General features: G+C 73.6%; 21 protein-coding genes. 13 read left to right on the plus strand and 8 right to left on the minus strand.

The genetic code is table 11. From position 1 onward, the window contains the following. The 4 genes from E1300_RS16500 to E1300_RS16515 all read left to right on the plus strand — a co-directional run. A partial coding sequence (locus tag E1300_RS16500) for an endonuclease/exonuclease/phosphatase family protein (protein WP_207399778.1) occupies window positions 1–873 on the plus strand: 873 nt, incomplete at its 5' end. Window positions 874–910: 37 nt separating this feature from the next. Next, window positions 911–1,402 (plus strand): GNAT family N-acetyltransferase, encoded by a 492-nt coding sequence (locus E1300_RS16505; protein WP_242619187.1) that lies wholly within the window; start codon window positions 911–913, stop codon window positions 1,400–1,402. A 56-nt stretch (window positions 1,403–1,458) separates the two neighbouring features. Then, window positions 1,459–2,064, plus strand: coding sequence for a dephospho-CoA kinase (gene coaE / locus E1300_RS16510; protein WP_131757889.1), 606 nt, complete (start codon window positions 1,459–1,461; stop codon window positions 2,062–2,064). 40 nt (window positions 2,065–2,104) lie between these two features. Then, window positions 2,105–2,857, plus strand: a complete 753-nt coding sequence (locus E1300_RS16515; RefSeq protein WP_131757890.1) for a hypothetical protein — start codon at window positions 2,105–2,107, stop codon at window positions 2,855–2,857. 3 nt (window positions 2,858–2,860) lie between these two features. Here E1300_RS16515 and E1300_RS53430 read toward each other — a convergent pair whose 3' ends face one another. Then, entirely contained in the window at window positions 2,861–8,779 is a 5,919-nt protein-coding gene (locus tag E1300_RS53430) for a WD40 domain-containing protein (RefSeq protein WP_131757891.1), read from the minus strand. A gap of 65 nt (window positions 8,780–8,844) precedes the next feature. Here E1300_RS53430 and E1300_RS16525 point away from each other — a divergent pair, with 65 nt between their 5' ends. Further along, the gene (locus E1300_RS16525; RefSeq protein ID WP_242619188.1) at window positions 8,845–10,152 is read left to right on the plus strand and encodes an ArsB/NhaD family transporter; all 1,308 of its coding nucleotides are present in this window, start codon (window positions 8,845–8,847) and stop codon (window positions 10,150–10,152) included. A 29-nt stretch (window positions 10,153–10,181) separates the two neighbouring features. On the opposite strand, the gene E1300_RS16530 is transcribed toward E1300_RS16525, so the two are convergent. The 3 genes from E1300_RS16530 to E1300_RS16540 all read right to left on the minus strand — a co-directional run bounded on the left by E1300_RS16530 (window position 10,182) and on the right by E1300_RS16540 (window position 13,067). Then, window positions 10,182–11,090: an inositol monophosphatase family protein gene (locus E1300_RS16530; protein ID WP_131757893.1), complete on the minus strand. Its 909-nt coding sequence runs from the start codon at window positions 11,088–11,090 to the stop codon at window positions 10,182–10,184. A 43-nt stretch (window positions 11,091–11,133) separates the two neighbouring features. Then, the gene (locus tag E1300_RS16535) at window positions 11,134–11,925 is read right to left on the minus strand and encodes a hypothetical protein (RefSeq protein WP_131757894.1); all 792 of its coding nucleotides are present in this window, start codon (window positions 11,923–11,925) and stop codon (window positions 11,134–11,136) included. Between the two features lie 128 nt (window positions 11,926–12,053). After that, window positions 12,054–13,067, minus strand: coding sequence for a hypothetical protein (locus E1300_RS16540; RefSeq protein WP_131757895.1), 1,014 nt, complete (start codon window positions 13,065–13,067; stop codon window positions 12,054–12,056). Window positions 13,068–13,267: 200 nt separating this feature from the next. Between E1300_RS16540 and E1300_RS16545 the strand changes: the two genes are divergently transcribed. Both E1300_RS16545 and uvrB read left to right on the plus strand, forming a co-directional pair. After that, window positions 13,268–14,425, plus strand: coding sequence for a sensor histidine kinase (locus tag E1300_RS16545; RefSeq protein WP_131757896.1), 1,158 nt, complete (start codon window positions 13,268–13,270; stop codon window positions 14,423–14,425). Between the two features lie 128 nt (window positions 14,426–14,553). Beyond that, entirely contained in the window at window positions 14,554–16,671 is a 2,118-nt protein-coding gene (uvrB, locus tag E1300_RS16550) for an excinuclease ABC subunit UvrB (RefSeq protein WP_131757897.1), read from the plus strand. Window positions 16,672–16,757: 86 nt separating this feature from the next. Here uvrB and E1300_RS16555 read toward each other — a convergent pair whose 3' ends face one another. Then, on the minus strand, window positions 16,758–17,585 hold the full coding sequence (locus tag E1300_RS16555) for a GNAT family N-acetyltransferase (RefSeq protein WP_131757898.1): 828 nt from the start codon (window positions 17,583–17,585) through the stop codon (window positions 16,758–16,760). A gap of 127 nt (window positions 17,586–17,712) precedes the next feature. Between E1300_RS16555 and E1300_RS16560 the strand changes: the two genes are divergently transcribed. Continuing rightward, the gene (locus E1300_RS16560; protein WP_131757899.1) at window positions 17,713–18,078 is read left to right on the plus strand and encodes an Mth938-like domain-containing protein; all 366 of its coding nucleotides are present in this window, start codon (window positions 17,713–17,715) and stop codon (window positions 18,076–18,078) included. A 170-nt stretch (window positions 18,079–18,248) separates the two neighbouring features. Here the strand turns inward: E1300_RS16560 and E1300_RS16565 are convergent, their stop codons facing one another. Further along, window positions 18,249–18,803 (minus strand): hypothetical protein, encoded by a 555-nt coding sequence (locus E1300_RS16565; RefSeq protein ID WP_131757900.1) that lies wholly within the window; start codon window positions 18,801–18,803, stop codon window positions 18,249–18,251. A 467-nt stretch (window positions 18,804–19,270) separates the two neighbouring features. Here E1300_RS16565 and E1300_RS16570 point away from each other — a divergent pair, with 467 nt between their 5' ends. The 4 genes from E1300_RS16570 to E1300_RS16585 all read left to right on the plus strand — a co-directional run bounded on the left by E1300_RS16570 (window position 19,271) and on the right by E1300_RS16585 (window position 23,969). Further along, complete coding sequence (locus E1300_RS16570; RefSeq protein ID WP_207399779.1) at window positions 19,271–21,448, plus strand: MMPL family transporter; 2,178 nt, start codon at window positions 19,271–19,273, stop codon at window positions 21,446–21,448. Window positions 21,449–21,453: 5 nt separating this feature from the next. Next, window positions 21,454–22,680 carry a sensor histidine kinase gene (locus E1300_RS16575; protein WP_131757902.1) on the plus strand — a complete coding sequence of 409 codons (1,227 nt, stop codon included), beginning with the start codon at window positions 21,454–21,456 and terminating at the stop codon, window positions 22,678–22,680. A gap of 91 nt (window positions 22,681–22,771) precedes the next feature. Next, a complete protein-coding gene (locus E1300_RS16580) occupies window positions 22,772–23,431 on the plus strand; it encodes a response regulator (RefSeq protein WP_131757903.1) in 660 nt (219 codons plus the stop codon). 40 nt (window positions 23,432–23,471) lie between these two features. Continuing rightward, window positions 23,472–23,969 (plus strand): GNAT family N-acetyltransferase, encoded by a 498-nt coding sequence (locus E1300_RS16585; RefSeq protein WP_131757904.1) that lies wholly within the window; start codon window positions 23,472–23,474, stop codon window positions 23,967–23,969. On the opposite strand, the gene E1300_RS16590 is transcribed toward E1300_RS16585, so the two are convergent. Continuing rightward, a complete protein-coding gene (locus tag E1300_RS16590; protein ID WP_131757905.1) occupies window positions 23,947–24,540 on the minus strand; it encodes a DUF4126 domain-containing protein in 594 nt (197 codons plus the stop codon). The two genes, E1300_RS16585 and E1300_RS16590, sit on opposite strands and share 23 nt — an antisense overlap. Window positions 24,541–24,745: 205 nt before the next feature. Here E1300_RS16590 and E1300_RS16595 point away from each other — a divergent pair, with 205 nt between their 5' ends. Further along, window positions 24,746–25,798 carry an SGNH/GDSL hydrolase family protein gene (locus E1300_RS16595; RefSeq protein ID WP_131757906.1) on the plus strand — a complete coding sequence of 351 codons (1,053 nt, stop codon included), beginning with the start codon at window positions 24,746–24,748 and terminating at the stop codon, window positions 25,796–25,798. Here E1300_RS16595 and E1300_RS16600 read toward each other — a convergent pair. Further along, window positions 25,767–26,381, minus strand: a complete 615-nt coding sequence (locus E1300_RS16600; RefSeq protein ID WP_131757907.1) for a TetR/AcrR family transcriptional regulator — start codon at window positions 26,379–26,381, stop codon at window positions 25,767–25,769. The genes E1300_RS16595 and E1300_RS16600 overlap by 32 nt on opposite strands. Between the last annotated feature and the right edge of the window lie 83 nt (window positions 26,382–26,464).

Here is a 26,464-nt window from a genome sequence, read left to right on the forward strand (position 1 = left end):
CCGGCGACGAGCGTGCCGCTCACGGACGCGGGGCTCACCCCCTACCACGCGATCAAGGGGTCGCTGCCGGCCCGCGCCCCGCTGCGGGCGATCGCCGCGGGCGCCGCCGCGCTCGTCCTGCTCGCCGGGACGCTCGTGTTCACCGTCGCCGCCCCGGACGGGACGGCGAAGGCGGGACCGGTCCCCGGCCAGGTCCGGCTGCTCAGCTACAACATCCACGACGCCGTCGGCCAGGACGGGCGGCTCGACCCCGAGGGCATCGCCCGGGTGATCGAGGGGCAGCGGGCCCAGGTGGTCCTGCTCCAGGAGGCGAGCCGCGGGTCGCTGCTGTCGGGGACCACCGACGTCGGCGTGTGGCTGTCGCGGCGCCTCGGCATGAAGCTGATCTGGGGTCCGGCGGCCGACGGGCAGTTCGGCAACGCGATCCTGACGTCGCTGCCCGTCCGGAGCTCCGGGACGGGCCGGATGGCGAAGGGCGACTGGTCGCAGATCCGCGGGTACGTGTGGGCGCGGCTCGCGGTCGGGAAGACGACGATGGACGTGTGGTCGACGCACCTGGAGGGCGGCGGCGACCAGGCCGGCGAGCGGGCCCGCGAGGTCGCGGCGCTCGTGCGCGCCTGGGGCGGCGCGCCCCGCACGGTCATCGGCGGCGACTTCAACGCCGAGCCGGGCGCCGACGAGCTCGACGGCCTCACCGACACCGACCTGCGCAGCGCGGCGATCGGCGCCGACACGTCCCCGACGACGTCGGACGGGCGGCGCGTCGACCAGGTGCTCGGCTCCGACGGGCTGATGTTCACCGACTACGAGGTGCCGCGCTCGGACGCGTCCGATCACTATCCGGTCGCGGTGACCGTCCGGATCGGGCGCTGACGAGACCGGCGGCGCCGCCGGGGCTATGGTCATTGCCATGAGCGAACCGACGGTCGTGATCGAGCGGGCGGGCCCGCCCGACGCCGGGGAGCTGCTGACCGTCCAGCGCGCCGCGTACCTCGCCGAGGCGCAGCTGTACGGCGACCCGTTCATTCCCCCGCTGGTCGAGTCGTTCGAGCAGATCCGAAAGACCCTCGCCGGTGACGCGGTGGTGCTGAAGGCGGTCCTCGCGGGCCGGGTGGTCGGCGCGGTCCGCGCGCAGTTCAGCGACCACACGTGCCTGATCGGGCGGCTCGTCGTCGTCCCGGACATGCAGCGCCGCGGCATCGGCCTCGCGCTGATGCGGGCGCTGGAGGAGGAGGTGGCCGGGCGCGCCGACGCGTGCGTGCTGTTCACCGGCCACCTGAGCGAGGCGAACCTGCGCCTGTACCGCCGTCTCGGGTACGCCGAGACGCACCGCGAGCGGGTCGCGGCGCACCTCACCCTCGTCCACATGCGCAAGGCCCTCGTCCCCGCGGAGGCGACCTAGGGCGGCCCGCCTCCCGGCCGGGACGGGGAGAGGGCCGCGGCGCTACTGTGGTGCGCGTGCTGAAAGTGGGACTCACCGGCGGTATCGGGTCGGGCAAGAGCGAGGTGTCGGCGCGGCTCGCCGAGCGCGGCGCCGTGGTCATCGACGCCGACCGGATCGCCCGCGAGGTGGTCGAGCCGGGCACCCCTGGCCTCGCCGCGGTCGTCGCCGAGTTCGGCGAGGACGTGCTGCTGCCGTCCGGGGGCCTCGACCGGGAGAAGGTCGGCTCGATCGTGTTCGCCGACCGGGACCGGCTCGCCGCCCTCAACGCGATCGTGCACCCGCTGGTGGGGGAGCGGATGCAGGAGCTGATGGACGCGGCGCCCGAGGACGCGATCGTCGTGTACGACGTCCCGCTGCTGGCGGAGAACGGCCTGGCCTCGATGTACGACGCCGTGGTGGTCGTCGACGCGCCGGAGGAGACCCAGCTCGACCGGCTGACGTCCCGGCGCGGGATGGCCGAGGAGGACGCCCGCGCCCGCATGGCGAACCAGGCGAGCCGCGCCGAGCGGCGCGCGATCGCCACCCACGTCCTCGACAACTCCGGGACGCTCGACGACCTGAAGGCGCAGGTCGACGCGCTCTGGGAGGACCTCACCGCGCGCGCCGCCACGACGAGCTGACTCCGCCGCCCGGCGGGCGATTCGACCCGGAGGTCCGATCATGCAGGTGTCCTGGGCGACGGACCAGGGGATCCCGGGCCGTCCGAACGAGGACTTCGTCGCGGCGGCGGCGGGCGCGGTCGTGGTCCTGGACGGCTGCGGCCTGCCGCTCGGCACCGACCTCGGCTGCTCGCACGGCACGGCCTGGTACGCCCGCTCGCTCGGCACGCGGCTGCTGGCGCGCATGCTGGACGGGATCGGCGGCGTCCCGCAGGCGGGTCCGCCCGTCGGGCCGCCGGAGGGCGCGCACCGGCCGGCGGGGCGGCCGCTGGTGGCGCGCCTGGCGGGCGCGATCGCGGACGTGGCCGCCTCGCACCGCGCCACCTGCGACCTGTCCGTGCCGACGACGCCCGCCGCGACGGTCCTGGCGCTGCGCGTCCGCGGCGAGCTGGTCGACTACCTCGTCCTCGCCGACTCGACGCTGCTGCTGGACGGCCCCGGCGGCCTCCAGGAGATCACGGGCGGGCCGTGCTGGGTCTCGGCGGACCCGGCGGGCGCGGACGCGGCGATCACCGGGACGGTGCCGCTGCGGGAGCTGCGGCGGGCGTTCCTGCTGACCGACGGCGCGACGCGGCTCGCCGACCTGTTCCGGACCACCGGCTGGGACGGCCTGGCCCGGCTCGCCGCGGAGGACGGCCCGGCGGCGCTGATCGACCGGACCCGCGCGGTGGAGGCCACCGATCCCGAGGCCGTCCGCTGGCCGCGGACCAAACCCCGCGACGACGCCACGGCCGCCGTCTGCACGTTCGTCTGACGGCTAGAAGGACGCGTCCAGGGGGATCTGCCGGACGTCGGGCAGGTACGCGTCGAGTTCGCCCGGCTCGAAGCGGCACATCCCGACCGCGTACCAGAACTCGGCGGTGGCGTCGCCCTCCCACTTGTAGCGGCCGTCCGGGGCGAGCGCGGCCCACCCTCCGGCGAGGCCGAGGAGGGTCGTGCGGCGGAACGGCGCGGACAGGTCGGTGACGTCCCACAGGATGATGGCGCCGTCGTCGCCCGCCGTGGCGAGGAGCGTTCCGTCCGGGCTGAACGTGGCCGACCATACGCGCCGGGTGTGCCCGGTGAGGGTGTGCAGGAGGCGGCCCGTGGACGGATCCCACAGGCGCACTGCCATGTCGTCGCCCGCACTGGCGAGCACGGCCCCGGAGGGGTGGAACGCGGCCGTCCATAGGCGGCCCGTGTGCCCCGTGAGGGTGTGCAGGGACGTTCCGGTGGACGAGTCCCACACGCGGACGGTGCCGTCGTTGCTGGCGCTGGCGAGGAGGTCGCCGGACGGCGCGAACGCCACCCGGTAGACGCGGTCGGTGTGGCCGCGCAGGGTCTCGCGGAGCGCGCCCGTGCGGGTGTGCCAGAGGCGGACGAGCCCGTCGTCGCAGCCCGTGGCGACGACGTCGCCGCCGGGGTGGAAGTCGATCGAGCGGACGCGGCCCCGGTGGTCGGCGAGGTTGACGGTCTCGCGGCCCGTCGTCCAGTACCAGAGGCGGACGCTGTCGTCGTCGTTCGCGGTGGCCAGGACGTCTCCGGTGGGCGAGAAGGCCTGCGCCCACACGTGGTCGGTCTCGACGTTCAGCTCGCGCTCGAACGTGCCCGTGCCGGCCTGCCACAGGTGGACGCCGCCGTCGTTGGTCGCGGTGGCGAGCTGGGAGTCGCGGACGTTGAACGCGGCGGAGGTGAGGTTGTCGGCGACGCCGTGCAGCTCGCGGACCATCCGGCCGGTGCGCGGGTCCCAGAGGCGGACGAGGCCGTCGTTGCCGGAGCTCGCGAGCAGGCCGCCGTCGGCGCTGAACGCGACGCCGGTGACGCGGCGGCCGTGGCCGCGCAGGATCACCCGGCACTGCCCGGTCTCGGCGTCCCACAGCCGGGCGGTGCCGTCGTTGCTGCTGGTGGCGAGCTGCGCGCCGTCGGGGCGGAACGCGAACGGCCACACCGCGCCGCGGTGCCCGGCGAGCTCCAGCCGCTGCCGCCCGGTCTCGGGGTCCCACAGGCGCACGGACCCGGCGCTGTCGGCGGTGGCGAGGCGGCCCCCGTCCGGGCTGAACGCGGCCTGGTAGATGCCGCCGCCGTGCCCGGTGAGGGTCGCGCGGTGCCGTCCGTCCCGCCAGAGCCGGACGGAGGCGTCGGTGTCGCCGGTGACGAGGAGGTCGCCGCCGGGGTGGAAGGCGATGGCGTAGACGCGGCCGGTGTGGCCGAGGAGCTCCTGCTCGATCTCGCCGCTGCGGATGTCCCAGAGGCGGACGACGCCCGCCTCGTCGCCGGCGGCGAGCAGCGACCCGCCGGGGTGGAACACGGCGCGGAACACGGCGCCGCGGTGGCCGGTCAGCTCGCGCCGGAGCGCGCCCGTGGTGAGGTCCCAGACGCGCAGCGTCCCGCCCGCGTCGCCGGTGACCATCAGGGACCCGGCGGGGTCGAAGACGGCGGTGAAGACGGGTGAGGTGTGCCCGGGGAACTCATGCAGGAGCGTGCCGGACACGGTGTCCCAGACGCGGATCGTCCCGTCGGCCGCGCCCGCGGCGACGAGGTTCGCCCCTGAGGGGGAGCGGCCTCCGACGACCACCGGCCAGACACCGTCCGGGTGGACGGGAAGGGTGTGCGCGCACTGGCCCGTGGCGAGATCCCAGATGCGGACGGTGCCGTCCGCGGAACCACTGGCGAGACGGTTGCCCTCGGAGTCGAACGCCACCGCGTAGGCACGGTCTCCATGACCCTGGAGTGTGCGCAGGGGGACCCCGGTGACGGCGTCGCAGACGAGGACACCGCCGTCCTCCCCGCCTACCGCGAGGACGGATCCGCCAGGGCTGTAGGCGAGCGGCTGCGGAAGCCGGCTCGTCTGGAAGTGGAATCCGTAGGGGACGCCGACGGCGGCCGGGGCGACCTGGATGTCGACCGGACGGCCCGGGGCGATCGCGGCCTCGCGCAGCTCGGGCGCGGCCGCGATCCGGTCGGGGAGCACGGCGTCGACGAGGGCGGCGCGGGTCCAGCGGCTGCCCTCGACGGACGCGTCCCGCAGGTCGGCGCGGGCCAGCCGGGCTCGCGACAGGTCGGCGCCGCGCAGGTCGGCGCCCGTCAGCTTCGCCTCGTCGAGGCGGGCCCCGGCGAGCGAGGCGTCCCGCAGGACGGCCCGCGACAGGTTCGCGCCGACCAGTTGCGCGTCGGTGAGGTCGGCTCCGGTGAGGTCCACCTCCTGGAGGTCGCGGTAGGAGAGGTCTTCGCCCTGGAGGCGCGCCCCCCGCAGGTCGGTGCGGGCCGGGGTACGGAGCCGAGTGGTGACGCGGATGGCGTTGGCGCGGGCGATGTCGCCCGCGTCGGGGTCGGCGAGGACGCCCGCCGCCCACCGCTGGGTCGCGCGGGCGTCGGCGAGGTCGCACAGGAAGTCGACGGTGAGCTGCGACAGCGTCCGCCGCGCCAGCGCAGCGGGCGCCTTGCCGGCGGCGAACTCCCGGGCGATGTGCCGGGCGACGAGCCACTCCACCACGGACGCGTGGATGAACCCGAACAGGCCCTCCGCGGTGCGGACGAGGAGGCTCCCCGCGCCGACGGCGTGCGTGACCTGGTGCGGCGACAGCCGCCCGTCGGCGAGGCCGGTGAGGGTGTCGGCGACGTCGGCGAGCTCGGCGAGCCGCAGGAACTGCTCGTTGCCCTCCCACAGCCGCAGCGCGAGCGTGCTCACCGCCTCCCACATGTCCTCGACGTCCAGCCCGGACGGCCCGCCCGCGTGCCGCACCCGCTCGGCCTCGTACGCCAGCCACGACGCGAGGATCTCCTGGTACAGGTCGGCGGGGCTGACGGTCGTGCGGGCCTGCGCGACCGCGCGGAGCCGCTCCTCGGGCAGGTCGGCGATGAAGCTCAGCATCCGCGGGTTGGACGTGAGGGCCAGCAGCTCCTCGATGCCCGACAGCAGGCCGAGCCGCTCCTCGGCGGCCCGCTCGTCGCCGTACCGGTTGACGAGGTAGGAGCGGACCTGCGGGGGAGTGAACTCCTCCAGCCCGAGGACCCGCCGGTGCGGCAGCACCCCCACCTTCTCCCCGAGCGCGGTCAGCACCTGCGCCTGCGACTTGAAGTGCTGCGTGCGGCTCGCCACCACGATCTTCGCCTTGTCCTGGGCGGCCTGGAGCAGCGTGTCGAGGTGGTCGGCGGCCTGGTCGTAGGTGACCCGGGTCACCAGCTCGTCGAACCCGTCGAACAGCAGGACGATCCGCCCCTGCCGCAGCATGTAGTGGAACGCCTTGAGGTCGATCAGCTCCTCGCCGTGGTTCGCCAGGTGCGCGGCGACCAGGCCGTCCACCGAGTGCGCCTTGTCGAGCGCGCGCAGCTCGATGAGGATCGGGATGACGTGCGGCAGCTCCTCGGGGATGCGCCGCGCCAGCTCCCGCAGCGCGAACGTCTTGCCCCGCCCGAAGTCGCCGAGCAGCAGCAGGAACCGGCCGTGGTCGGCCGCGAGGAGCCGCAGCATCTCCCCGACGACGTCGTCGCGCACCTCCGCCGAGTCGCCGTCCGCCGGGTCCCCGGTGCGGTCGGGGTCGTCCGTGCCGGACGGGGCGCCCGTACGGAAGCGGTCCAGCTCGCGGAAACGCTGCGGGACGTACAGCGACGGCGGGTACAGGCCGCCCGCTGCGAGCCGTCCCGTCTGGGCGGTGACGTACTCCGACAGGTCGACGAGCCCCTGGAACTCGGTGAGGCTCCGCACACGGATGCCGCGGCGGAGCGCCTCGGCCCGCAGCGCGCGCGCTGGGGCCGGACCCACGTACACGAGCTCGGAACCATGGTCGGACCCGTCGGCGTGGACGTGCCGGGCGAACGCGTCCACGTCCGCCTCCGTCACCTGGCCGACATGGGCGCCGATCCGGTACTGGCGGACGAACCCGTCCTCCAGGTGGGTCAGCAGCAGGTGCGGCGGGTCGGCGCTCCCGTCCTCCCCGGCGGGCGGGACGACCCGGCGGATCGTCGCCCGCTCGAAACGCGTCTCGCACGCCTCGGTGAGGCGGTCCAGCAGCCGCGCGGTGGGGTCGGGCGCGGGTTCCACGCCCGTTCCCGCGCCCCGCGCGGGCGGGCCGAGCTCCGGCACGGGACCGGTGGGCAGGGGACCGGTGGGCAGGGCGTCCTCGCGCGCCGGCGGGAACGTTCCGTCGACCCGCGCCCAGACCTGCGCGTGCCGCTCGGGCCCGCGCCGCGCGGCGTCCTCGGGGATCCACCGCTCCAGGCCGTCCCGGCGCAGGACGACGATCTGGTGCCGGCCCGGCCCCAGCGCCGGGACGGACGGGACCGCCGCGTCGCCCGACCCCAGCAGCGGCACCGGCCCGAACTCCGACGGCGTGCCCTGGAACAGGACGTTCAGGTGCCCGGCGAGCAGCGTCTCCACCGTCTCCGGGTCGCGCAGCGCCCCCGGTTCCCCGGCGACCGGGGTGTGCTCCAGGGCGCCCAGCCGCAGCCAGCCCTCGTCCTCGAAGTGCCGCAGCCGCTCGTTGAACCACGCCGCCTGCGCCTGCCCGACCCGCCCGTAGCGGTCCTCCTCGCGGTGGGTGTGCGGCAGCGTCGAGTTGAGCCCGGCCACGACGACCTTCAGGTCCGGGACGGGGAACAGCGTCCAGGGCTGCGCGCTGTCGAACACCAGCGAGTCGAGGCCCTGGTAGAACTCCTTGAACAACCCGGCGAAGTGCCGCCACTTCGGCCAGTACGGCGGCTGCGGCTCGATCTCGTCCGCCTCGCAGCTCGCGAAGTACGCCTGGCACGCCGCCCGCGTGATGTCGTGCGTGCCCGGCACGACCACGACCCGCTGCGCCTCCAGGCCGAGCAGCGCGCGCAGGCTCGTCAGGAACGACAGCGCCTCGGTGAACTCCTTGCGGCTCCCCGAGTGGCTGAGGTTCCCGGTGACCACGAGCAGGTCGGGACGGGGCACGCCCGCGTCGGCCAGCCGCGTCACATCGCTCCAGATGCGGTCCTGGAGCTCGGTGGCGGTGGTCGGCTCGCCCGGCTCGGCGAGCGTCCGGCCGAACCGCGGCCCCGACACGTGCAGCACGCTCACGTGCTCGCGCGGCCGGGCGTCGCCGCCGTCCGCGGCGGGGAACGCGGGGGCCGCGACCGGCGCGCGCCGCACCGCCCGCTCCCCGGCCAGCTCCGGCCGCCCGGCGGGATCGTCCCCGGCTCCAGGGCCCTCCACGCGTCCGAGAAGCGGCGCCTGGCCACCCGAGCCGGACGGGCCGCCACCGGGGAACCCGGGCCCGTCCACGGGACGCGCGTGGCCCGCGAGGGCCTCCTGGATCCGGCGCATCAGCAGCCCGCGCGCCTCGTCCGCGTCGTCGACGCCCACCAGGTCGACATACGTGATCGTGGACAGCAGCCCGTCGATCGGGCAGTCCTCGATGCGGACCGTCACGAGCTTGCGGGCCGGGTCGTCCGGGTCGGCCCGCAGCGCCGCCATCCACTCCAGGCGCCCGTACCGCGAGCGCAGGTAGTTGCGCGACAGCACCGCGACGACGGCCTTGGCCTCCGACAGGCCCCGGTCCATGAAGTCGATGAAGTTGGTGCCGGGCACGAAGTCCCACGCCTGCATCATCGTCCGGTGCCCGGCGGCCTCCAGCTGCCAGGCGATCCAGGACGCCCACCGCTCGTCCGCGGGCGAGTAGCTGATGAAGAAGTCGGTCGGGCGCTCCTGCCTGGAGCGGTCGCCGGGGGGAGTCATGCCGCCAGTATCGCGCGCCGCGCCGACGGAACCGGGCCGCGGGGCGTTATGGGATCATGGCGCGCGTGCCGTCCCCGCCCGAACCGCCGGCCGAGCCGCCGGGCCCGCCGCCGAGCCCGCCGTCGGGCCGGTCCCCGAGCCCGTCCCCGAGCCGGCCCCCGAGCCGGTCCGTCCGCCGCGCCGCCGGCGCGCTCGGGGTCCTCGACTGGATCCGCATCGGCGTCCTCGCCCTCGGGCTCCTCTTCGTCGCCACGGGACTGTTGCCCGCCGCCACCGCCCGCTCCAGCGTCGAGCGCATCGCGCCGCTGCTGCTGTTCCTGTTCAGCGTCATCATCCTGGCGGAGCTCACCAAGGAGGCGGGGGTCTTCGACGCGATGGCCCAGCGGATGGCGCGCGTCGGACGCGGCGACTACGCCGCCCTCTTCCTGCTGTGCGTCGTCTTCGCGTCCGCGCTCACCATCTTCCTGAACCTCGACACGACGGCGGTCCTCCTCACGCCCGTCATGCTGGCCCTGGCGGCGCGCGCGCGGATCGCCGCCCTGCCGCTCGCCATGACGACGGTGTGGCTGGCCAACACCGCCAGCCTGCTGCTCCCGGTGTCGAACCTGACGAACCTCCTCGCCGCGGACCGGGTCGCGCTGGAGACCCCCGAGTTCGCCGCCCGGATGTGGGCGCCGCAGCTGGCCGCGATCGCCGTCACCATGGCGCTGCTCTGGCTGTTCTACTGGCGGCGCGGCATGCGCGGCGAGGACTCCTACGACCCGCCCGAGATCGCCCCCGTCCGCGACCGCGTCCTGTTCGCCACCACGGGCGCCGCGTGCCTGCTGTTCATCGGGGCGATCCTGGCGGGCGTCCACACCGGCGTCCAGCTCGGGATCGCCGCGGCCGCCGCCGCGGTCGTGGCCGTGGCCGCCTTCGCGGTCCGCGACCGGTCCGCGCTGCGCCCCGGCCTGATCCCGTGGCAGCTCATGGTGTTCGTCACCGGCCTGTTCCTCGTCGTCCCGACGCTTGAGCGCTACGGGCTGGACGACGTGATGCGCGCGCTCATCGGCGGCGACGACGGCGTGGCGGGCGCCGCGCGGGCCGGGTTCGCCGGCGCGAGCCTGTCGAACGTCCTCAACAACCTGCCCGCCTACGTCGCCGGCGAGTCCGCCGTGCCCGCCGCCAACCGCGACCAGCTGCTGTCGCTCCTCGTCGGCACGAACGTCGGCCCCGTCATCACCCCGTGGGGCTCCCTCGCGACGCTGCTGTGGTTCGAGTGGTGCCGCCGCTGGGACGTCCGGGTCCCGATCCGCAAGTTCGTGCTGACCGGGACGGTGCTCGCCGCCCTCGGCTGCGCGGCCTCGGTGTCCGCCCTCCTCCTGACGGCCTGACCGCGCGCGGCGGGCCCGCCGTCACGTGCTCACCAGGCGAGGCGGACGCCGCCGTCGGCGCCGACCGAGCCGAGCACCTGGTCCGTGGTCTCCAGGAGCCGCCCGAGGAGCTCCGGGCGCGCCGCGACGAAGCCGAGCTCGGACCGCGGGCGGTCGATGCACAGCGAGTAGGGGGCGCCGTCCAGGCGGCGCAGCTCGATGCCCGCCTCGGCGGCCAGCAGCGCGCCGGGCGGCAGGTCCACGATCTCGGGCAGGTAGCCGACGATGCCGTCGATGTCGCCGCGCGCCAGCATCGTCCACGCCACCAGCGGCGCCCACAGCTGAAGCATCCTCGCGGCCCGGGCCTCCAGCGCCATGCGCAGGTGGAAGGCGACGGCATCGCCCGACGTGACCTGGTGGCCCTGCGTCCAGGCCAGGACAGGGTTCCCCTCCCGGCCGGGACGCGGACGCTCGGCGACTCTGAGCCGCGCCCCGTCCGGGCCTAGGGCGCCCTCTCCGCGCACCGCCGACCACGTCCGTCCCGTGACCGGATCGTGGACGACGCCCAGGACCGGTACGGCGCCCGCGCACAACGCCAGGCCCACCGCGTACACCGGCATGCCGATCGCGACGTTGTTGGTGCCGTCCAGGGGATCGACCAGCCACACCATCTCGGGCGAGGCGCCGTCCCCGTCCGCGCCAGGGCCGGAGACGCCCGACTCCTCGGCGATGATGCCGTGCCCCGGGTACGCCGACCGCAGCCGCCCGAGGATCAGCTCCTCGGCGGCCGTGTCCAGCTCGGTCACCACGTCCCCGCCCGAGCCCTTCGGACGCACCTCCAGGGGGCCGTGCATCCCGGCGCGCAGCAGCGCCCCGGCCGCCTCGGCGGCCTCGACCGCCACGCGCCTGGCCTCGCCCAGATCGACCGGAACGGTCGGCGGCGGGGGACTGGATCTCATCGGGCGGCCTCTCCGGTCGGGTCCGGCGCGCCGGTCGGCTCGCCTACCGGCGGGCCGACCTGCGGTGCCGTGCGTGCGGGACGGAATCCGGGGGCGCGTGACCCGGCGGGAACGGGGGCTGCGGCCCGTCGGGCGAGGGCGCCGCCTCCCGCGGATGCGCGGCGGTGATCCGGCGCGCCGAACGGCGGAGCGCCCGCACGGTGTCGCCCTGCTCGGACAGTGACCGGCGGACGCGGTGCGTGGGGACGCCGAGCGGGCCGAGCGACAGGTCGCCGCTGCCCGGCGTCACCCGGCCGAGGGCGACCGTGGCCGCGTCCTGGCCGTCCTCGATGAGCGTGCTGTGGAACACCCCGGCGGGCAGCGAGTACGCCTCGCCCGTCCGGTGCGCCGTGGACGGCCCCGAGGCGTACCGGACCGCGCGCCCCGTCGCCCTCAGCTCGTCCACGTCGCCGCCACTCAGGACCTCGAAGATCTGCTGGACCGCCCCCACCGGAGCCGTCCCGTCCGGAGACTCCTCCACCCCGATCTCCTGCACGTCCATGCGGACGTTGCGGACCGTCCCGTACAGGACGAAGCTCAGCAGCTCCCAGCTATGGCAGTGCACGGGCGACATCGTGGACGGGGCGGGCCGCACCTCCGGGGTCCAGATGTGCAGGCACACGCCGAGGTCGCCGCTGCGCTCGACCGGCAGGCACAGGAACCCCAGGGGATGCCGCACGGCCGGGACGGGCGAGCGCCCCGCGGCGGCGTCCTCCAGCACGCGGGCCGCCCAGGACGGCAGCGTCCGCGCCGCCGTCCCGGCGTCGATCTCCCCGCGGATCTCCTCGTACCTCATCGGTCGCAGAGCACCATCGTTCGTAGGGGGCCGTCACTCGCCCGGCATCGTCTCCGGCACGTCAATCGTCGCGCATCACGCCGCCGCGGAGTATGCACTCGTCATCATTCGGGCCGTCGATCGGAGGATCATTCGTAGGGGTCCTTGGCGCGCAGCGCCTTGCGGATGATCTCGATGACGTCCCGGTCGGTGTACCCGGCGGCGAGCTCGATGCCGATCACCTCGAACAGCTTGCGCACCTCCTCCACCGTCGGCTCGTCGTCCAGCGGCGCCAGCCGCGCCTGCTCGACGGGCACGCGGCGCGCCTGGTCCAGGCTGGTCAGCAGCTCCGCGCTGACCCAGCTGTAGTAGAACTTGCCGCTGTCGATGACCAGGGCCTCGCCGCGCGGGTCGTCCCGGGTCACCACGACGCGGGACGCCGCCAGGTCGTAGCGCAGCGTCGTCATCGTCCGGGACAGGCCGATGTCGATGTCGAGCATCCCGAACCGCTGCTTGTGCCAGCACGCCGCGAGGATCGTCGCGTACGCCTCCTTGCGGGTCCGCTCCAGCGTCCAGGGCTCGCCGGTGGCGTCCGGGCCGTCCGACACCGACCGGCGGTGCCGCGCGTACGCCTCGCAGACCTCCACGTTCGTCGGGTCGAGGATCTCCAGGCGGAACAGCAGCGTCCGCCGCTCCCGGCGCGCCGCCGCGACGGTCTCCGGCAGCGTCTTCGCGCGGATGTAGGTGCCCGTGCCGCCCTTGAAGAACCAGCGGTCGGTGTCGCGGCGCGCGTCCTCCAGGACCTGCGCCACCTGCGCCCCGCTGATGACCCGGACGACCGTGGTCTCGTCAAGCGCGCGCTTGGTGTCGGACAGGACGCCCTCGAACGACTCGATGCGGGTCAGCCTGCCGCTCAGGTCGTCCAGCGTGGCCGAGGACGCCCGCAGGGTGTCGCGCACCTCCGCCTCGACGGGGATCCGCCGCCCCCGGTCGCGCAGCACCGACGTCGCCAGCAGGCCGACGACCGCGAGGATCGCGCTGTTGGTGACCTCGTCCTCGTGGGGCAGGTTCACCCCGAGCCCCAGCACCGCGACGGCGATGGCCAGGACCAGCGCGATGAAGGCGTCGGCGTTCTTCCCGAGCCAGGTGGCGAAGCGGGTCATCGTCTGCGGTTACCCCGTCCTTGTCGGCGCCGTCATCGTAACCACTGCGGCGCGGAGGCGGCCACCGCGGCGAAAACCCCCACAGGCGGGCGGCTTCCGGCGGTACGCCACATCCAGGGCAAACAGGGCCAGGAGCGCCCAATGTCACGTTCCCGTATGGAGGCGACCTTGGTCACGTACCTGGCTATAAGCTCTGGCGCATGCACCCGCGCGGCTGGTGGTCGGCGACGTGGCCGACACGGCGGTCACGCGCGCTGGACGTCACGCTCGCCGTCTGCCTGGCCGCCTTCGACGGCGCCTACATGCTGTTCGCGCCGCAGCAGGACTTCTGGCTCCCCGAACCCGTAGTCGCCGCGTGCAGCGCCGTCCTCGGCCTCGCGCTGGTCGTGCGCCGCAGCCACCCCGTCCGCCTCACGGTCTTCACGATCGTCTTCAGCACCGTCACCGGGGCCGGCGTGTTCGCCGTGCTGGTGATCCTCTACTCGCTGGCCGCCTACACCCCGTCCCGCCGCCTGGTGTGGGCGCTCGCCGGAACCGGCTACGCCGCGAACCTCGCCTTCCCCAACCCGTCGTCCAGCGACGAGCCGTTCCTCGCCCAGGCGATCTTCGGGGTGGCGTTCACCGCGGTGCCCGTCCTCCTCGGCCTCTACATGGGGGCGCGCAAGCAGCTCCTCACCTCCCTCCAGGAGCGCGCCGAACGGCTCGAACGCGAGCAGCACCTCCTCGCGGAGCGCGCGCGGGGCGAGGAGCGCACCCGCATCGCCCGCGAGATGCACGACGTCGTCGCCAACCGGATCAGCGTCATGGTCGTCCACGCCGGCGCCCTGCGCGCCATCGCCGCCCGCGACCCCGACCGCGCCGCCGAGACCGCCGCCGTGATCGGCGACATGGGACGGCAGGCGCTGGAGGAGCTCCGCCACGTGATCGGCGTCCTGCGGCAGGGCGAGGAGGCCCTCCCGCAGGAGGCCCCCACCGTCGCCCACGTCCGCGAGCTCGTCGGCCAGTCCGGCGCCGCGGGCCTGCGCGTCGACCTGTCGGTCCGCGGCGAGGAGCGCCCGATGCCGCCCGCCGTCGGACGGACCGTCTACCGCCTCGTCCAGGAGGCCCTGACCAACGTCCACAAGCACGCCGGGGCCGCCGACACCCGCGTCGACCTCGGCCTGCTCCCCGAGGCCGTCGAGGTCGAGATCGCCAACGACGTCCCGCACGCCGGCCCCGACCACGGCCTGCCGAGCGGCGGCAACGGCCTCCTCGGCCTCCGGGAGCGGGTCACCGCCCTCGGCGGCAGCTTCGAGGCCGGCCCCCGCGACGGCGGCGGCTACGCCGTCCGGGCCCGGCTGCCGCTCCCCACGTCCTGAAAACGATCATCCATCTGACCTGCGGAAATAAGCGGGCGCCGGGAATTGTCGTACTCGGTGCGTACTGTCGGAGACCCTGCATACAGTGGTGGGGCGAACCGGTACGGAAGACCAAGGGGAGGGCGGCGATGCGGCCGATCACGGACCTGCGGCGCCGCGTGGCGCCGTTCGAGGTCGTCACCGAGATGAGGCCGTCGGGCGACCAGCCCACGGCGATCGCCGAGCTGGCCGAGCGGATCGGCCGCGGCGACAAGGACGCCGTGCTGCTCGGCGCCACCGGCACCGGCAAGACCGCCACCATCGCGTGGCTGGTCGAGAAGCTCCAGCGGCCCGTCCTCGTCATGCAGCCGAACAAGACCCTCGCCGCCCAGTTCGCCAACGAGCTGCGCGAGATGATGCCCTCGAACGCCGTCGAGTACTTCGTCTCGTACTACGACTACTACCAGCCCGAGGCGTACATCCCGCAGACCGACACCTACATCGAGAAGGACTCGTCGATCAACGACGAGGTCGACCGGCTCCGCCACTCGGCGACGAACTCGCTGCTCACCCGCCGCGACACGATCGTCGTCGCGTCCGTCTCCTGCATCTACGGCCTCGGCACCCCGCAGGAGTACGTCGACCGCATGGTCAAGCTCCGCGTCGGGCAGGAGATCGAGCGCGACGACCTGCTCCGCCAGCTCGTCGGCATGCAGTACTCCCGCAACGACCTCGCGTTCACCCGCGGCACCTTCCGCGTCCGCGGCGACACCATCGAGATCATCCCGCAGTACGAGGAGCTCGCCGTCCGGATCGAGATGTTCGGCGACGAGATCGAGAAGCTCGCCACCCTCCACCCCCTCACCGGCGAGCTCATCACCGAGGACGACGAGCTCTACGTCTTCCCCGCCTCCCACTACGTCGCCGGCCCCGAGCGCATGGAGCGCGCCATCCGCGACATCGAGGCCGAGCTGGAGGAGACGCTCGCCACGATGGAGCGCCAGGGCAAGATGCTGGAGGCGCAGCGCCTCCGCATGCGCACCACCTACGACATCGAGATGATGCGCCAGGTCGGCACCTGCTCCGGCATCGAGAACTACTCCCGCCACATCGACGGCCGCGGCCCCGGCACCGCCCCCAACACCCTCCTCGACTACTTCCCCGAGGACTTCCTCCTCGTCATCGACGAGTCGCACCAGACCGTCCCGCAGATCGGCGCGATGTACGAGGGCGACGCGTCCCGCAAGAGGATGCTCGTCGAGCACGGCTTCCGGCTGCCGTCCGCGATGGACAACCGCCCGCTCAAGTGGGAGGAGTTCCTCGACCGCATCGGCCAGACCGTCTACCTGTCCGCGACGCCCGGCACGTACGAGATGAACCGCGTCCAGGGCGACGTCGTCGAGCAGGTCATCCGCCCCACCGGCCTCATCGACCCCGAGGTCGTCGTCAAGCCCACCAAGGGCCAGATCGACGACCTCATCCACGAGATCCGGCTCCGCACCGAGCGCGACGAGCGCGTCCTCGTCACCACCCTCACCAAGAAGATGGCCGAGGACCTCACCGACTACCTCCTCGAACTCGGCATCCAGGTCCGCTACCTGCACAGCGAGGTCGACACCCTGCGCCGCATCGAGCTGCTCCGCGAGCTGCGCGCCGGCGAGTTCGACGTCCTCGTCGGCATCAACCTGCTCCGCGAGGGCCTCGACCTGCCCGAGGTCTCCCTCGTCGCGATCCTCGACGCCGACAAGGAGGGCTTCCTCCGCTCCGAGACGTCCCTGATCCAGACGATCGGCCGCGCGGCCCGCAACGTCTCCGGCCAGGTCCACATGTACGCCGACACCGTCACCCCGTCCATGGAACGGGCGATCGAGGAGACGAACCGGCGCCGCGCCAAGCAGCAGGCCTACAACACCGAGCACGGCATCGAGCCGACGGCGCTGCGCAAGCGCATCGCCGACATCCTCGACTCCCTCGCCCGCGAGGACGCCGACACCGAGACCCTCATCGGCGGCGCCGGCCGCCAGCAGAGCCGCGGCAAGGCCCCCGTCCCCGGCCTCGCGTCCCGCACCCGCGAGGTCGGCCGCCACGCCGCCGACCTCGTCGGCGAGCGCCCCCGCGAGGAGCTGGAGGGCCTCATCGAGCAGATGACCGCCCAGATGCACCAGGCCGCCGCCGACCTCCAGTTCGAGCTGGCCGCCCGCCTCCGCGACGAGATCAAGGAACTCAAACGCGAACTCCGCGAAATGAAAGAAGCCGGCGTCAAGTAACCCTGTGTCACTGACCCCCACGACCAGGCGGCGCTGTGGTCGGGGAAGGGGGCCCGGTGGCGCGGTGGCTCGGGCTGGGAGCAAGGTCAGGCGAGGGACATCAGGACGCGTTCGCCGATGTCCTGGAAGCCCAGCCGCCGGTAGACGCCGTTGCTCGTGCGGTTGGCCGCGTCGGTGAACAGCACGACCTCCTCCGCACCCGCCTCCCGCGCGGCCTGAGCCACCATGGCCGTCGCCGCGCTGCCGTAACCCCGCCTCCGGAACCTCTCGGGCGTGTACACGGGGGCGACGCGCGCCATCCCCGCCAGGATCCGCGTCCGGCCGGCGAGCGACACCGGCGTGCCCCCGTCCTCCCACAGGACGAAGCCGCCGATCGCCAGCTTGTCGTCCACCAGGGCCGGGGTCGGCTTCACACCGTCGCCGAGCTCCTGATGGAACGCCGCGAACCAGTCCAGCACCAGGTCACGGTCGGCGGTCGTCGCGAGACGGCCCTTCCCCGGCACGTCGGGCACGATCAGCCGTCCCAGCCGGTACAGCCGGTTCGACTTGTCCACGCGACCGGCGGCAGCCGCGGCACCTCTCCGCCGTGCCCACGCGTCCGCGAACGCCTCGGCGACGTCGCGCTCCGCGTTCACGGCGGACACGCCGTCCAGCAGCCCGGCCAGCTCCCGCGCCGCCTGCTCCGGCATCGCCGTGAGCAGCGGAGTATGCGGCCGCGTGTGGATGAAGGCCCCATCGACCCGTCCCGCGTCCGTCCACCACCCGAACGAGACGCTGTCGTAGATCGCCGTCCCGACCACCCGTGCGGTCTCCGCGACCGTGAGCGGCACGGTGTTAGCGGCCGGGTCGGCCCGCAGAAAACCGCCTGCCCGCCCCAGGAATTCGTCGACGTCCTCAGTGATCAACCAACCCATGCCCCATCATCCGCGACGCTCCCACACCCCCGCACACCCTTTTCCGCGCGCCCCCGGCGCTCTGGCCCGGGGCATGATGACCTGGTGACGTCCGATCGGCGCGCCGTCACGAACCGAGGAGGCCCTCATGGACCGTTCACCGCGCGTCACCCATATCTCCTGGGGACGGATGGAGGTCGAGGGGCTGGAGACCGGTAAGGACTTCAAGCTCTACCCCGGCGGCGGCCGCCCTTGGGACTGGACGGAGCACGGCACCCGGCACGAACCGGGCATCCAGCCCGCCGACGTTGAGGAACTCCTCGACCACGGCTCCTCGGTCATCGTGCTGAGCCGCGGCATGAAATCCCGTCTCCACACCATGCCGGAGGCGGTGAGGTTCCTCGAAGAGCGCGGTGTCGAAGTCCACATCGAGGAGACGACCAAGGCGGTGGACCTCTACAACCGGCTCGCGGAGACGGAACCCGTAGGCGGCCTCTTCCACTCGACCTGCTGAACACGCGGGTTCCCGCCCGCTGAGTCGTGGTGGAGGGTGTGGGCGGGGCGGCGGGTGAGCTTAGGGCCACACGGCCGCATGCTCTTTTCCGCCCATACCGGGGTGGTCCCCACCGGGGCGCCACCGCCGATCGGTGGGCGCTGCCATGAGGCGAGGAGGTGTGATGCGTCTCAGGAGCGGCGGCAGGGCTCGCACTTCGCTAGCGAGGACGTCACGTCGCGCGTGAACGCCATCACCGCTTCGCGGAGCCCGGCCTCGCCCAGCGGAACGGCCTTGTCGCGGCGGATCTCGCCGTTCGGGTCACGCGGATACTGGACGCCCTGCACGGCGACGGTGATGTCGGTGTTCTGCGTCCGCACCGTCATCGACTCGTGCGCGCCGCCGTCGCCTCCGATACTGAAGGTGGCGTAGCTGATGAACGCCTCGTCGCCGATGCCGGGAACCTGCTCGGGCGCGTGCTGATCCAGATCGCGGCCAAGATCGCCTAGCGTCGAGGCTTGGGCGAGCGTCCGCCACTCCTGCTGGTACATGCTCCTGGCTTCGGCGATCCCGCCTGCTCCTCCATGCATGCGCACGTGGATGAGCAGCAGTCGCGACACGACGCCGCTGCCGTCCAGGGCGGTCCACAGCTCGCGCGAGCGGCAGGAGAGGGCCTCCCGTGGGGATGACGAGCCCCCAGCCGCGTCGGAGGTCAGCTTGCCCGCCTGTGGCATGTACTTCGCCATGGAGGCTTGGGACGGCCCGACGCACTCTGCCGGCAGGGTCACCAGGGGCGGGAGGGGCTTGTCCGCTGACGTCCGCGCATGCACCGTCCAGATGGCGGCGGCCGCGAGCGCGAGCGCCGTGATCGCTGCCCATGGCAGGAGCGCTCGCGATCTGGTTCCGCGAGCCGGTCGCTCGTCCGGGGACTCCGGCGTTGACAGCACTTCGACGGGCCCCATGGGCGACTCGTCGGACAAGGTCAAGCCCCCCGGCTCCTCACGATTGCGGCGCCCCCTCGGCGCGACAGGGGGCGAGAGTAACAGGCCGGGCCTTCCTCGCGGACGCCTTGATGATCACGAAACCGCGGCGAAGGCGCCTGCGGTCGTGCCCGTGTCCACCGATCGGTGGACGTGAGGTTCAGCCGGTCGAGGCTGTCGGCGGGCATAGGCCGTTGACCAGCATCTATGGCATGAGGAATCTTCCTGAACGGATGGCTCGGTGGAGTGCCGGGCACCCATGGCGGGCGATCGCCGGCTGGTTCCTGTTCGTCGCGCTGTGCCTCGGCGCCGGTATCGCGGTCGGCGGGAACGCCGCGACCTCGGCGGACTTCCGGGTGGGTGAGGCCGGACGGGCCGAGGCGATGGCGGCCGACGGCGGCCTCCAGCAGAAGCCCGTCGAGCGGGTCCTGATCTCCGCCGGCGCGGGACGGCTCGGTGAGGCGATGACCGCCGCCCAGGACGTGGCCGGACGGATGAAGGGCCTGCCCGAGGTGGAGTCGGTCGGTGCGCCGGTGCGGTCGGCCGACGGGACGGCCGTCCGGGTCGATGTGACGATGAAGGGGCCCGAACTCGACGGTAAGAAGCACGTCGCGCCGTTGCGGGCCCAGACCGCGCTGGTGCAGGCGGCCCATCCGGCGCTGCGGGTGGAGGAGACGGGCGGCCCGTCCGTCAGCAAGGGCGTCGAGGAGCTGCGCGGCAAGGACCTTTCGCGCACCGAGGTGATCGCGCTGCCGGTCACGCTGATCACGCTGCTGCTGGTGTTCGGGTCGGTGGGCCTGGCCGTGCTCCCGCTGCTGCTCGCGCTGTCGTCCATCGCGGCGGCGGTGGGCCTGTCGTTGCTGGCGTCGCACGCCTTCCCGGACGCGGGGGTCGGCACGAACGTCATCCTGCTGATCGGTATGGCGGTCGGCGTCGACTACACGCTCTTCTACCTCAAGCGGGCGCGGGAGGAGCGGGCGAGGTCGGGTGGGCGGCTGTCCCCGCGGGCGGCGGTCGAGGTGGCGGCGGCGACGTCGGGACGGGCCGTGGTGGTGTCGGGGCTGGCGGTCGCCGTGTCCAGCGCGACGCTGTACCTGGCGGACGACGTCATCTTCTCCTCGATCGCCACGGGCGCGATCATCGTCACGCTGGTCGCGGTGGTCAGCTCGTTCACCGTCCTGCCCGCGGTGCTCGTGAGGCTCGGGACGAGGGCGGAGCGCCGCGGCCACGACCGGCGGCGCGGGCGCGGCGGTGAGCGGGACGGTGCCGGACGGGTCACGGCGGCCGTGCTGAGGCCCGTGAGCAGGCATCCCGTCGCCACGCTGGTCGTCGCGGTCCTGGCCATGGTCGCGCTGGCCCTGCCGGTGCTCGGCATGAGGCTGACGGACATGGGGCGGGAGACGCACCCGCGCGCCATTCCCGCGATGCGGAGCTACGACCGGCTGAACGCCGCGTTCCCGGAGCTGAAGTCGATGCACCAGGTCGTCGTCCGCGCCGACCCGGGACGTGCGGACGAGGTGGCCGGGGCGCTGCGGGAGCTGGCGCGGCTGGCGAAGGACGATCCGCGGCTCGCGGGGACCGCCGAGCTGCGCACCTCGGCGGACCGGCGGGTCAGCCTGCTGGAGCTGCCCGTACCGCACTACGTCGGCACGGACGAGGCGCGTTCGTCGCTCGCGGACGTCCGGCGCGAGTACGTGCCGGCGACGGTCGGGAGGCTCGGCGTCGAGACGGCGGTCACCGGGGACGTGGCCCGCTACGCCGACTATCCCGAGCACCAGAAGGAGAAGCTGCCGCTGATCGTGGGGACGCTGCTGCTCGTGACCTTCGCGATGACCGTGTGGGCGTTCCGCTCGGTGGTCCTCGGCCTGGTGGGCACGGCGCTGAACCTGCTGTCGGCGGGGGCGTCGCTCGGGGTGCTGACGCTGGTGTTCCAGCACACGTGGGCCGAGGGGCTGCTCGGCTTCACCTCGACCGGTTCGATCGGGTCGCGGGTGCCGCTGTTCCTGTTCGTGATCCTGTTCGGGCTGTCGATGGACTACCAGGTCTTCGTGATCAGCCGGATCCGGGAGGCCGCGCTGCGCGGGGTGCCCGCCCGCGAGGCCGTGCTGGACGGTGTGGGCGGGTCCGCGAAGGTCGTGACGAGTGCCGCGTTCGTCATGGTGACGGTGTTCGCGAGCTTCGCCTTCGTCCACATCGTCGAGATGAAGCAGATGGGCTTCGCGCTCGCGGTGGCCGTGCTGCTCGACGCCGCCGTCATCCGCGTCATGATCCTGCCGGCGCTGATGCTGCCGCTCGGCGACCGCGTCTGGTGGCCGTCCCGCGCTGTGGCCCGCGCCGCGTCCGGTGCCGCCTTCGGTGCTGGTGGGGGCATGGGGGACGATGCCGGGCGGCCAGGCGCGAAAGTAGGGTGATCTTCATGGACGAGTCGCCGCGGCCCCAGGACCGGTTCGGGGTCCTCCTGCGGTGGTACTCGGTCCTCTGGGTGCTGTTCGGGCTGGCGCCGCAGGCGATCGCCGGTTCGGACGACCCGATTCCGGAGCGCTACTGGGCGTTGGGGCTGACGGCCGCGCTCGGTCTCTGCTTCGCGTTGCTGAAGGCGGCGCCCCGCAATCCCGTCCTGCGTCCGGTCGTGTTCCTCTGGCTGCTGGTCGCCGGCCTGGGCGCGCTGTCCTACCTGCGGATCGGCGGCGCGGCCCTGTACGTCGTGACGTTGCCGCAGTTCTGGGTCCTCGGGGGGAGCAGAGGGCGCTCGATCGTGCTGAGCGTCGCCGCGGCCGTCGCGACGCTGGCGGGCGGCGCCGTCCGGCAGGGGTGGGGCGCGGACGGCCGGGGCTGGGGTGCGGAGGCGCAGCTCACCGGCAACGCGGTCGTCACCGCGGCCGGCTGCGCGGCCGGTGTGCTGCTGGGGCTGGCGGCGCACCGGTTCGTCCAGCTGAGCGGGGAGCGGGCCCGGCGGCTGGCCGCGGAGCTGGCGGAGGCGCGGGCCCGGCTCGCGGAGGCGCAGCGGCGGCAGGGCGCCTCGGACGAGCGCGAGCGGATCGCCCGCGAGATCCACGACACGCTCGCGCAGGGCTTCGCGTCGATCATCGTGCTGGCCGAGGCGGCCCGCGCCGGCCTCGGCGAGGATCCCGGACGGAGCGAGCGGCAGCTGCTGTCCATCGAGCGGACCGCGCGCGAGAACTTCGCCGAGGCGCGCGTGCTCGTGGGCTCGGCTCCGCAGGGCGCCCCCGTCGCCGGTGCGATCGCGGAGACCCTCCGCCGCACCCTCGACCGGTTCGCCGAGGACACCGGCCTGACCGTGAGCGCCGACCTCGCGGACGTCCGCTGCGACCAGCGGACGCGCATCGCGCTCCTGCGCTGCGTCCAGGAGTCGCTGGCGAACGTGCGCAAGCACGCGGACGCGTCCACGGTCGGCGTGGTGCTGGAACGGCATCCCCACGGCGTCGAGCTGGAGATCACCGACGACGGCCGCGGCTTCGTCGTGGCCGACTCGCGCGGCTTCGGCCTGGACGGCATGCGGGGGCGCCTGGCCGAGCTCGGCGGCGAGCTCACCGTGACCAGCGCGCCCGGCGCGGGCACCCGCGTCCTCGCCGTGATCCCCGTGGAGGACGAGGCCCAGGCCGAGGTGGAGGCGGCCGGATGAGGATCGAGACGTCCGGCCGCGCACGCGTCCGGCGGCCGTCGCGTGCCGCCCAGGACGCGGCGGGTGCCGTGAATGGGAGGCTGATGGCCATATGAGCGGCGGTGTCTTGCGGGTCGTCATCGTGGACGATCACACGGTGATGCGGGCGGGCGTGGTGGCCCTGCTGGCCGCGGAGCCCGGCATCGAGATCGTGGGGGAGGGCGGCGACGGCCGCGCGGCGGTCGAGCTCGTCGAGCGGCTGCGGCCCGACGTGGCGCTGCTCGACCTGCGGATGCCCGTCCTGGACGGGGTGGCCGCCACCGCCGAGATCGTCGCGGGCGGGACGGGCACCCGGGTGCTCATCCTCACCACCTACGACACCGACGCCGAGATCGAGCGCGCGATCGAGGCGGGGGCGGTGGGCTACCTGCTCAAGGACATCACCCGCGCGCAGCTCGCCGACGGGATCCGGTCGGCGGCGCGGGGCGAGACCGTCCTCGCCCCGAGGGTCGCGGAGCGGCTCGTCGCGCGGATGCGGCGGCCCGCCCAGGTGCCGCTGACCGCGCGCGAGGCGGACGTGCTGAACGCGGTGGCGGACGGCCTGTCCAACGCGGAGATCGGCCGGCGGCTCGTCATCGCGGAGGCGACGGTGAAGACCCACCTGCTGCGGGTGTTCGCCAAGCTGGACGTCAGCGACCGCACGCACGCGGTCGTCGTCGCCATGGAGCGCGGGCTCCTGCGGCGCCCCGGGGACGGCCCGTCCGGCGGATAACCGTTCGGACGGCGGCCGGGGCCCGTCCTACCATCGCGGGATGGACCTGCGCGTGCGCCCCGCGGGACCCGCGGACATGGCGGATCTCCCGGCGATCGAGAACTCGTCGGACCGGGTGTTCCGCTCGGTCGGGATCGTCTTCCCGCCGGGCCCGACGGTGATCGAGAAGATGATCGAGAAGGGCGCGGACATCGTGGTGGCCGGCGATCCTCCGGCGGGGTTCGCGGCCTTCGAGGAGGTGGACGGCGCCGTCCACTTGGAGCAGATCGCGGTGCGCGCCGAGCTGATGGGGCGCGGCATCGGCGTCGGCCTGCTGCGGGCGGTGCTGGAGCGCGCGGCCGACGCGGGGGCGCCCGGGGTGAGCCTGCTGACGTTCCGGGACGTCCGCTGGAACGGCCCCTGGTACGCCAAGCACGGCTTCGCGGAGCTGCCCGAGGAGCGCTGGGGCCCGGGGCTGCGGTCCTACTGGGACGCCGAGGTCGAGGAGGGCCTGCACGATCTCGGGCCGCGCGTCGTCATGTGGGCGCCTGTCCGCTGAGGCGCTTGCGCCGCCGTCGACGCCGCAGCAGCCGGACGCCGGCGTAGACGAGCAGGAGGAGGGCGACGAGGGCGATCACGGGGGCGAGGATCGCGAGCAGGCTCATGGCGAGCGACACGACGTCCTCGACGGTGCTGACGACCGGAGCGGCGGTGCCGAGCGTGCCCGCGTTCGCCACGGGGCGGACGGACGCCTTCGTCGCGTGCACCACGAACGCCACGGCGATGCCGAGCACCCAGCCGATCCAAGCGTGGTCGCGCATGAACTCGGACGAGTCGAGCTTCCCGGCGGCGTCCGTGGCGGCGAAGACGGCGCCGCCCGCCGCGGGGCGGACGAACGACTGCACGGCGTCGTTCACGCTGTCCACGACCGGCACCTTGTCGAGGACGACCTCGGCGGCGAGCAGCACGCCGAGGCCGGCCAGCACCCAGCCGTTCGTGAGCCAGCCGAACTCGGCGGGCAGCCGGACGAGGTCGGTCTGGCGGTCGACCAGCCCGACCACCAGCATCGGGATGTAGGCGTTCAGCCCGGCCGCGGCCGAGAGGCCGAGACCGGTCAGCACCGCGAGCATGGGCTCCGCCTCCGCACGTATCGTTGGGGCCTTCGATGACCATGGTCCCCCACGTGCGGCCCATCTAAGAATCTACAATGTAAAGTCCGCTGGAGCCGCTAAGGCGGTCGGAGGGGAACAGAGGGCGGCGGAAGGGACTTGTGACGGTTCGGGGGGAACTCGCGGCGCCCTACGGGCGTCTGCTCCAACGGACGGAGGGAGGACGATGACGGGCCCGGGGTCTTGGCTGCGGTCGCTGCGCGAGCGGATGGGGGAGCGGCGCTTCGCCGTCCTCGTCCTGGTCGGGCTGCTGGTCCTCGCGTTCGCACCGCTCGTGGCGCTGCCCGCCGTCCGGTGCGAGGTGTTCGGGGACGGAAACGGCTGCCGCGAGCGCACGGCGCTGGTCGGGGCGGACCCGGTCGCGGCGCCCGGCGACCCCCTCACCCCCGTCGCGGTGGCGACGCGCGGCTCCTACGCCGCGCTCGGCGACTCCTACTCGTCCGGCGTCGGCGCGGAGGCGTCCGTGGCCGACCAGAACCCGCTCGCCCGCTGCCACCGGACGTCCAAGGCGTACTACAACGAGGTCTCCAAGGCCTTCCGGTTCTCGAAGGGGACCGGGTTCTGGGCCTGCTCCGGCGCCACCACGGAGGACGTCCGGGACGGGCGGCACGGGGAGCCCCCGCAGCTCGGCAGGGTCGGCGCCGACACGAGCCTCGTCACGATGAGCATCGGCGGGAACGACATCGGGTTCTCCAAGGTGGTCGCCGGCTGCGTGGTGAAGCTGCCCTGGAGCAAGGGCTGCACCGAGCAGGGCCGGAGCATCGCCGAGAACATGTCGGACCTGCGCCGCGACCTGCCCGCCCTGATCGCCGACATCCACGCCCGCGCGCCCCGTGCCCGGATCATCCTGATGGGCTATCCGAAGGCGTTCTCCGAGGTGAACGGCACGGCCGGGGACAACCTCAGCGTGTCCGAGCAGCAGTGGCTGAACGCCCGCGCGTACGACCTCGGCCGGCTGATCAAGGACGCGGCCGCCGAGGCCGACGCCCGCATCGCGGCGAGGCGCGGCCAGGGCAGCGTCGAGTTCGTCGACGCCTACAGCGCGTTCGCCGGGCACGAGGTGGGGAGCCGTGACCCGTACATGAACGGCCTCGCGGTGAACCTGTCCGCGCTGGAGGCCGAGCCGCGCAGCTACCACCCCACCGTGAACGGGCAGCACGCCCTGGCCGGCCTCTTCATCGAGCAGATCAGGAAGGGACCGGCCCGCCCCCTCCGGTAGCGCGCCCGCCGACGCGGAGCCCGGCGAGATGGACGCGGACGAAACGACGCCACGGGGCGTCATCTCCGTCCGGCGAAGCGGCGACCACCCCGCGTATCGCGACGATGAGCGCCTTGATGTCGTCTCCCGTCACATCCTGGGCGAGATACCCCGCCTCGGCCGCCTTCCGCGTCAGTTGCCGGACCCGGTCCGTGGTCCGCGCGCTCACGTCGTCGTCACTGGGGACCCGGTCGGTCAGGGAGGCCGCGTAACGGCGCTTCTCCGCGTTGAAGGTCCCGACGAAATCCAGGAACCACTCAAGACCGGCGGCGGGATCGGGGTCTTCGAGCGCGGTCGCGGCGGCCCGGTCCAGCTCCTCGACGAAGAGCCGTGCGATGGCGTCGAGGAGAGCGTCCTTGCTCGCGAACCGCCGGTAGATCGTGCCGACGCCCAGGCCGGCGCGAGAGGCGATGGCCTCCATGCTCGCCTGCGGTCCCTGCTCGGCGAAGACCGCACGCGCGGCGTTGATGACGATCGCGTCGTTGCGCAGCGCGTCCCGGCGCGGGGCGCGTGGGGTGGCCGAGGGGCCGGTTCGTGGGCTCATCGGCAGCAGTGTACAAAACGGAATCCTCATTCCGCATCATGCTAAAGTGAAGATAGATTCCGTTTTGACGAGAAGGACCTGCT

Source organism: Actinomadura fibrosa (assembly GCF_900659615.1).
GTDB lineage: Bacteria > Actinomycetota > Actinomycetes > Streptosporangiales > Streptosporangiaceae > Spirillospora > Spirillospora fibrosa.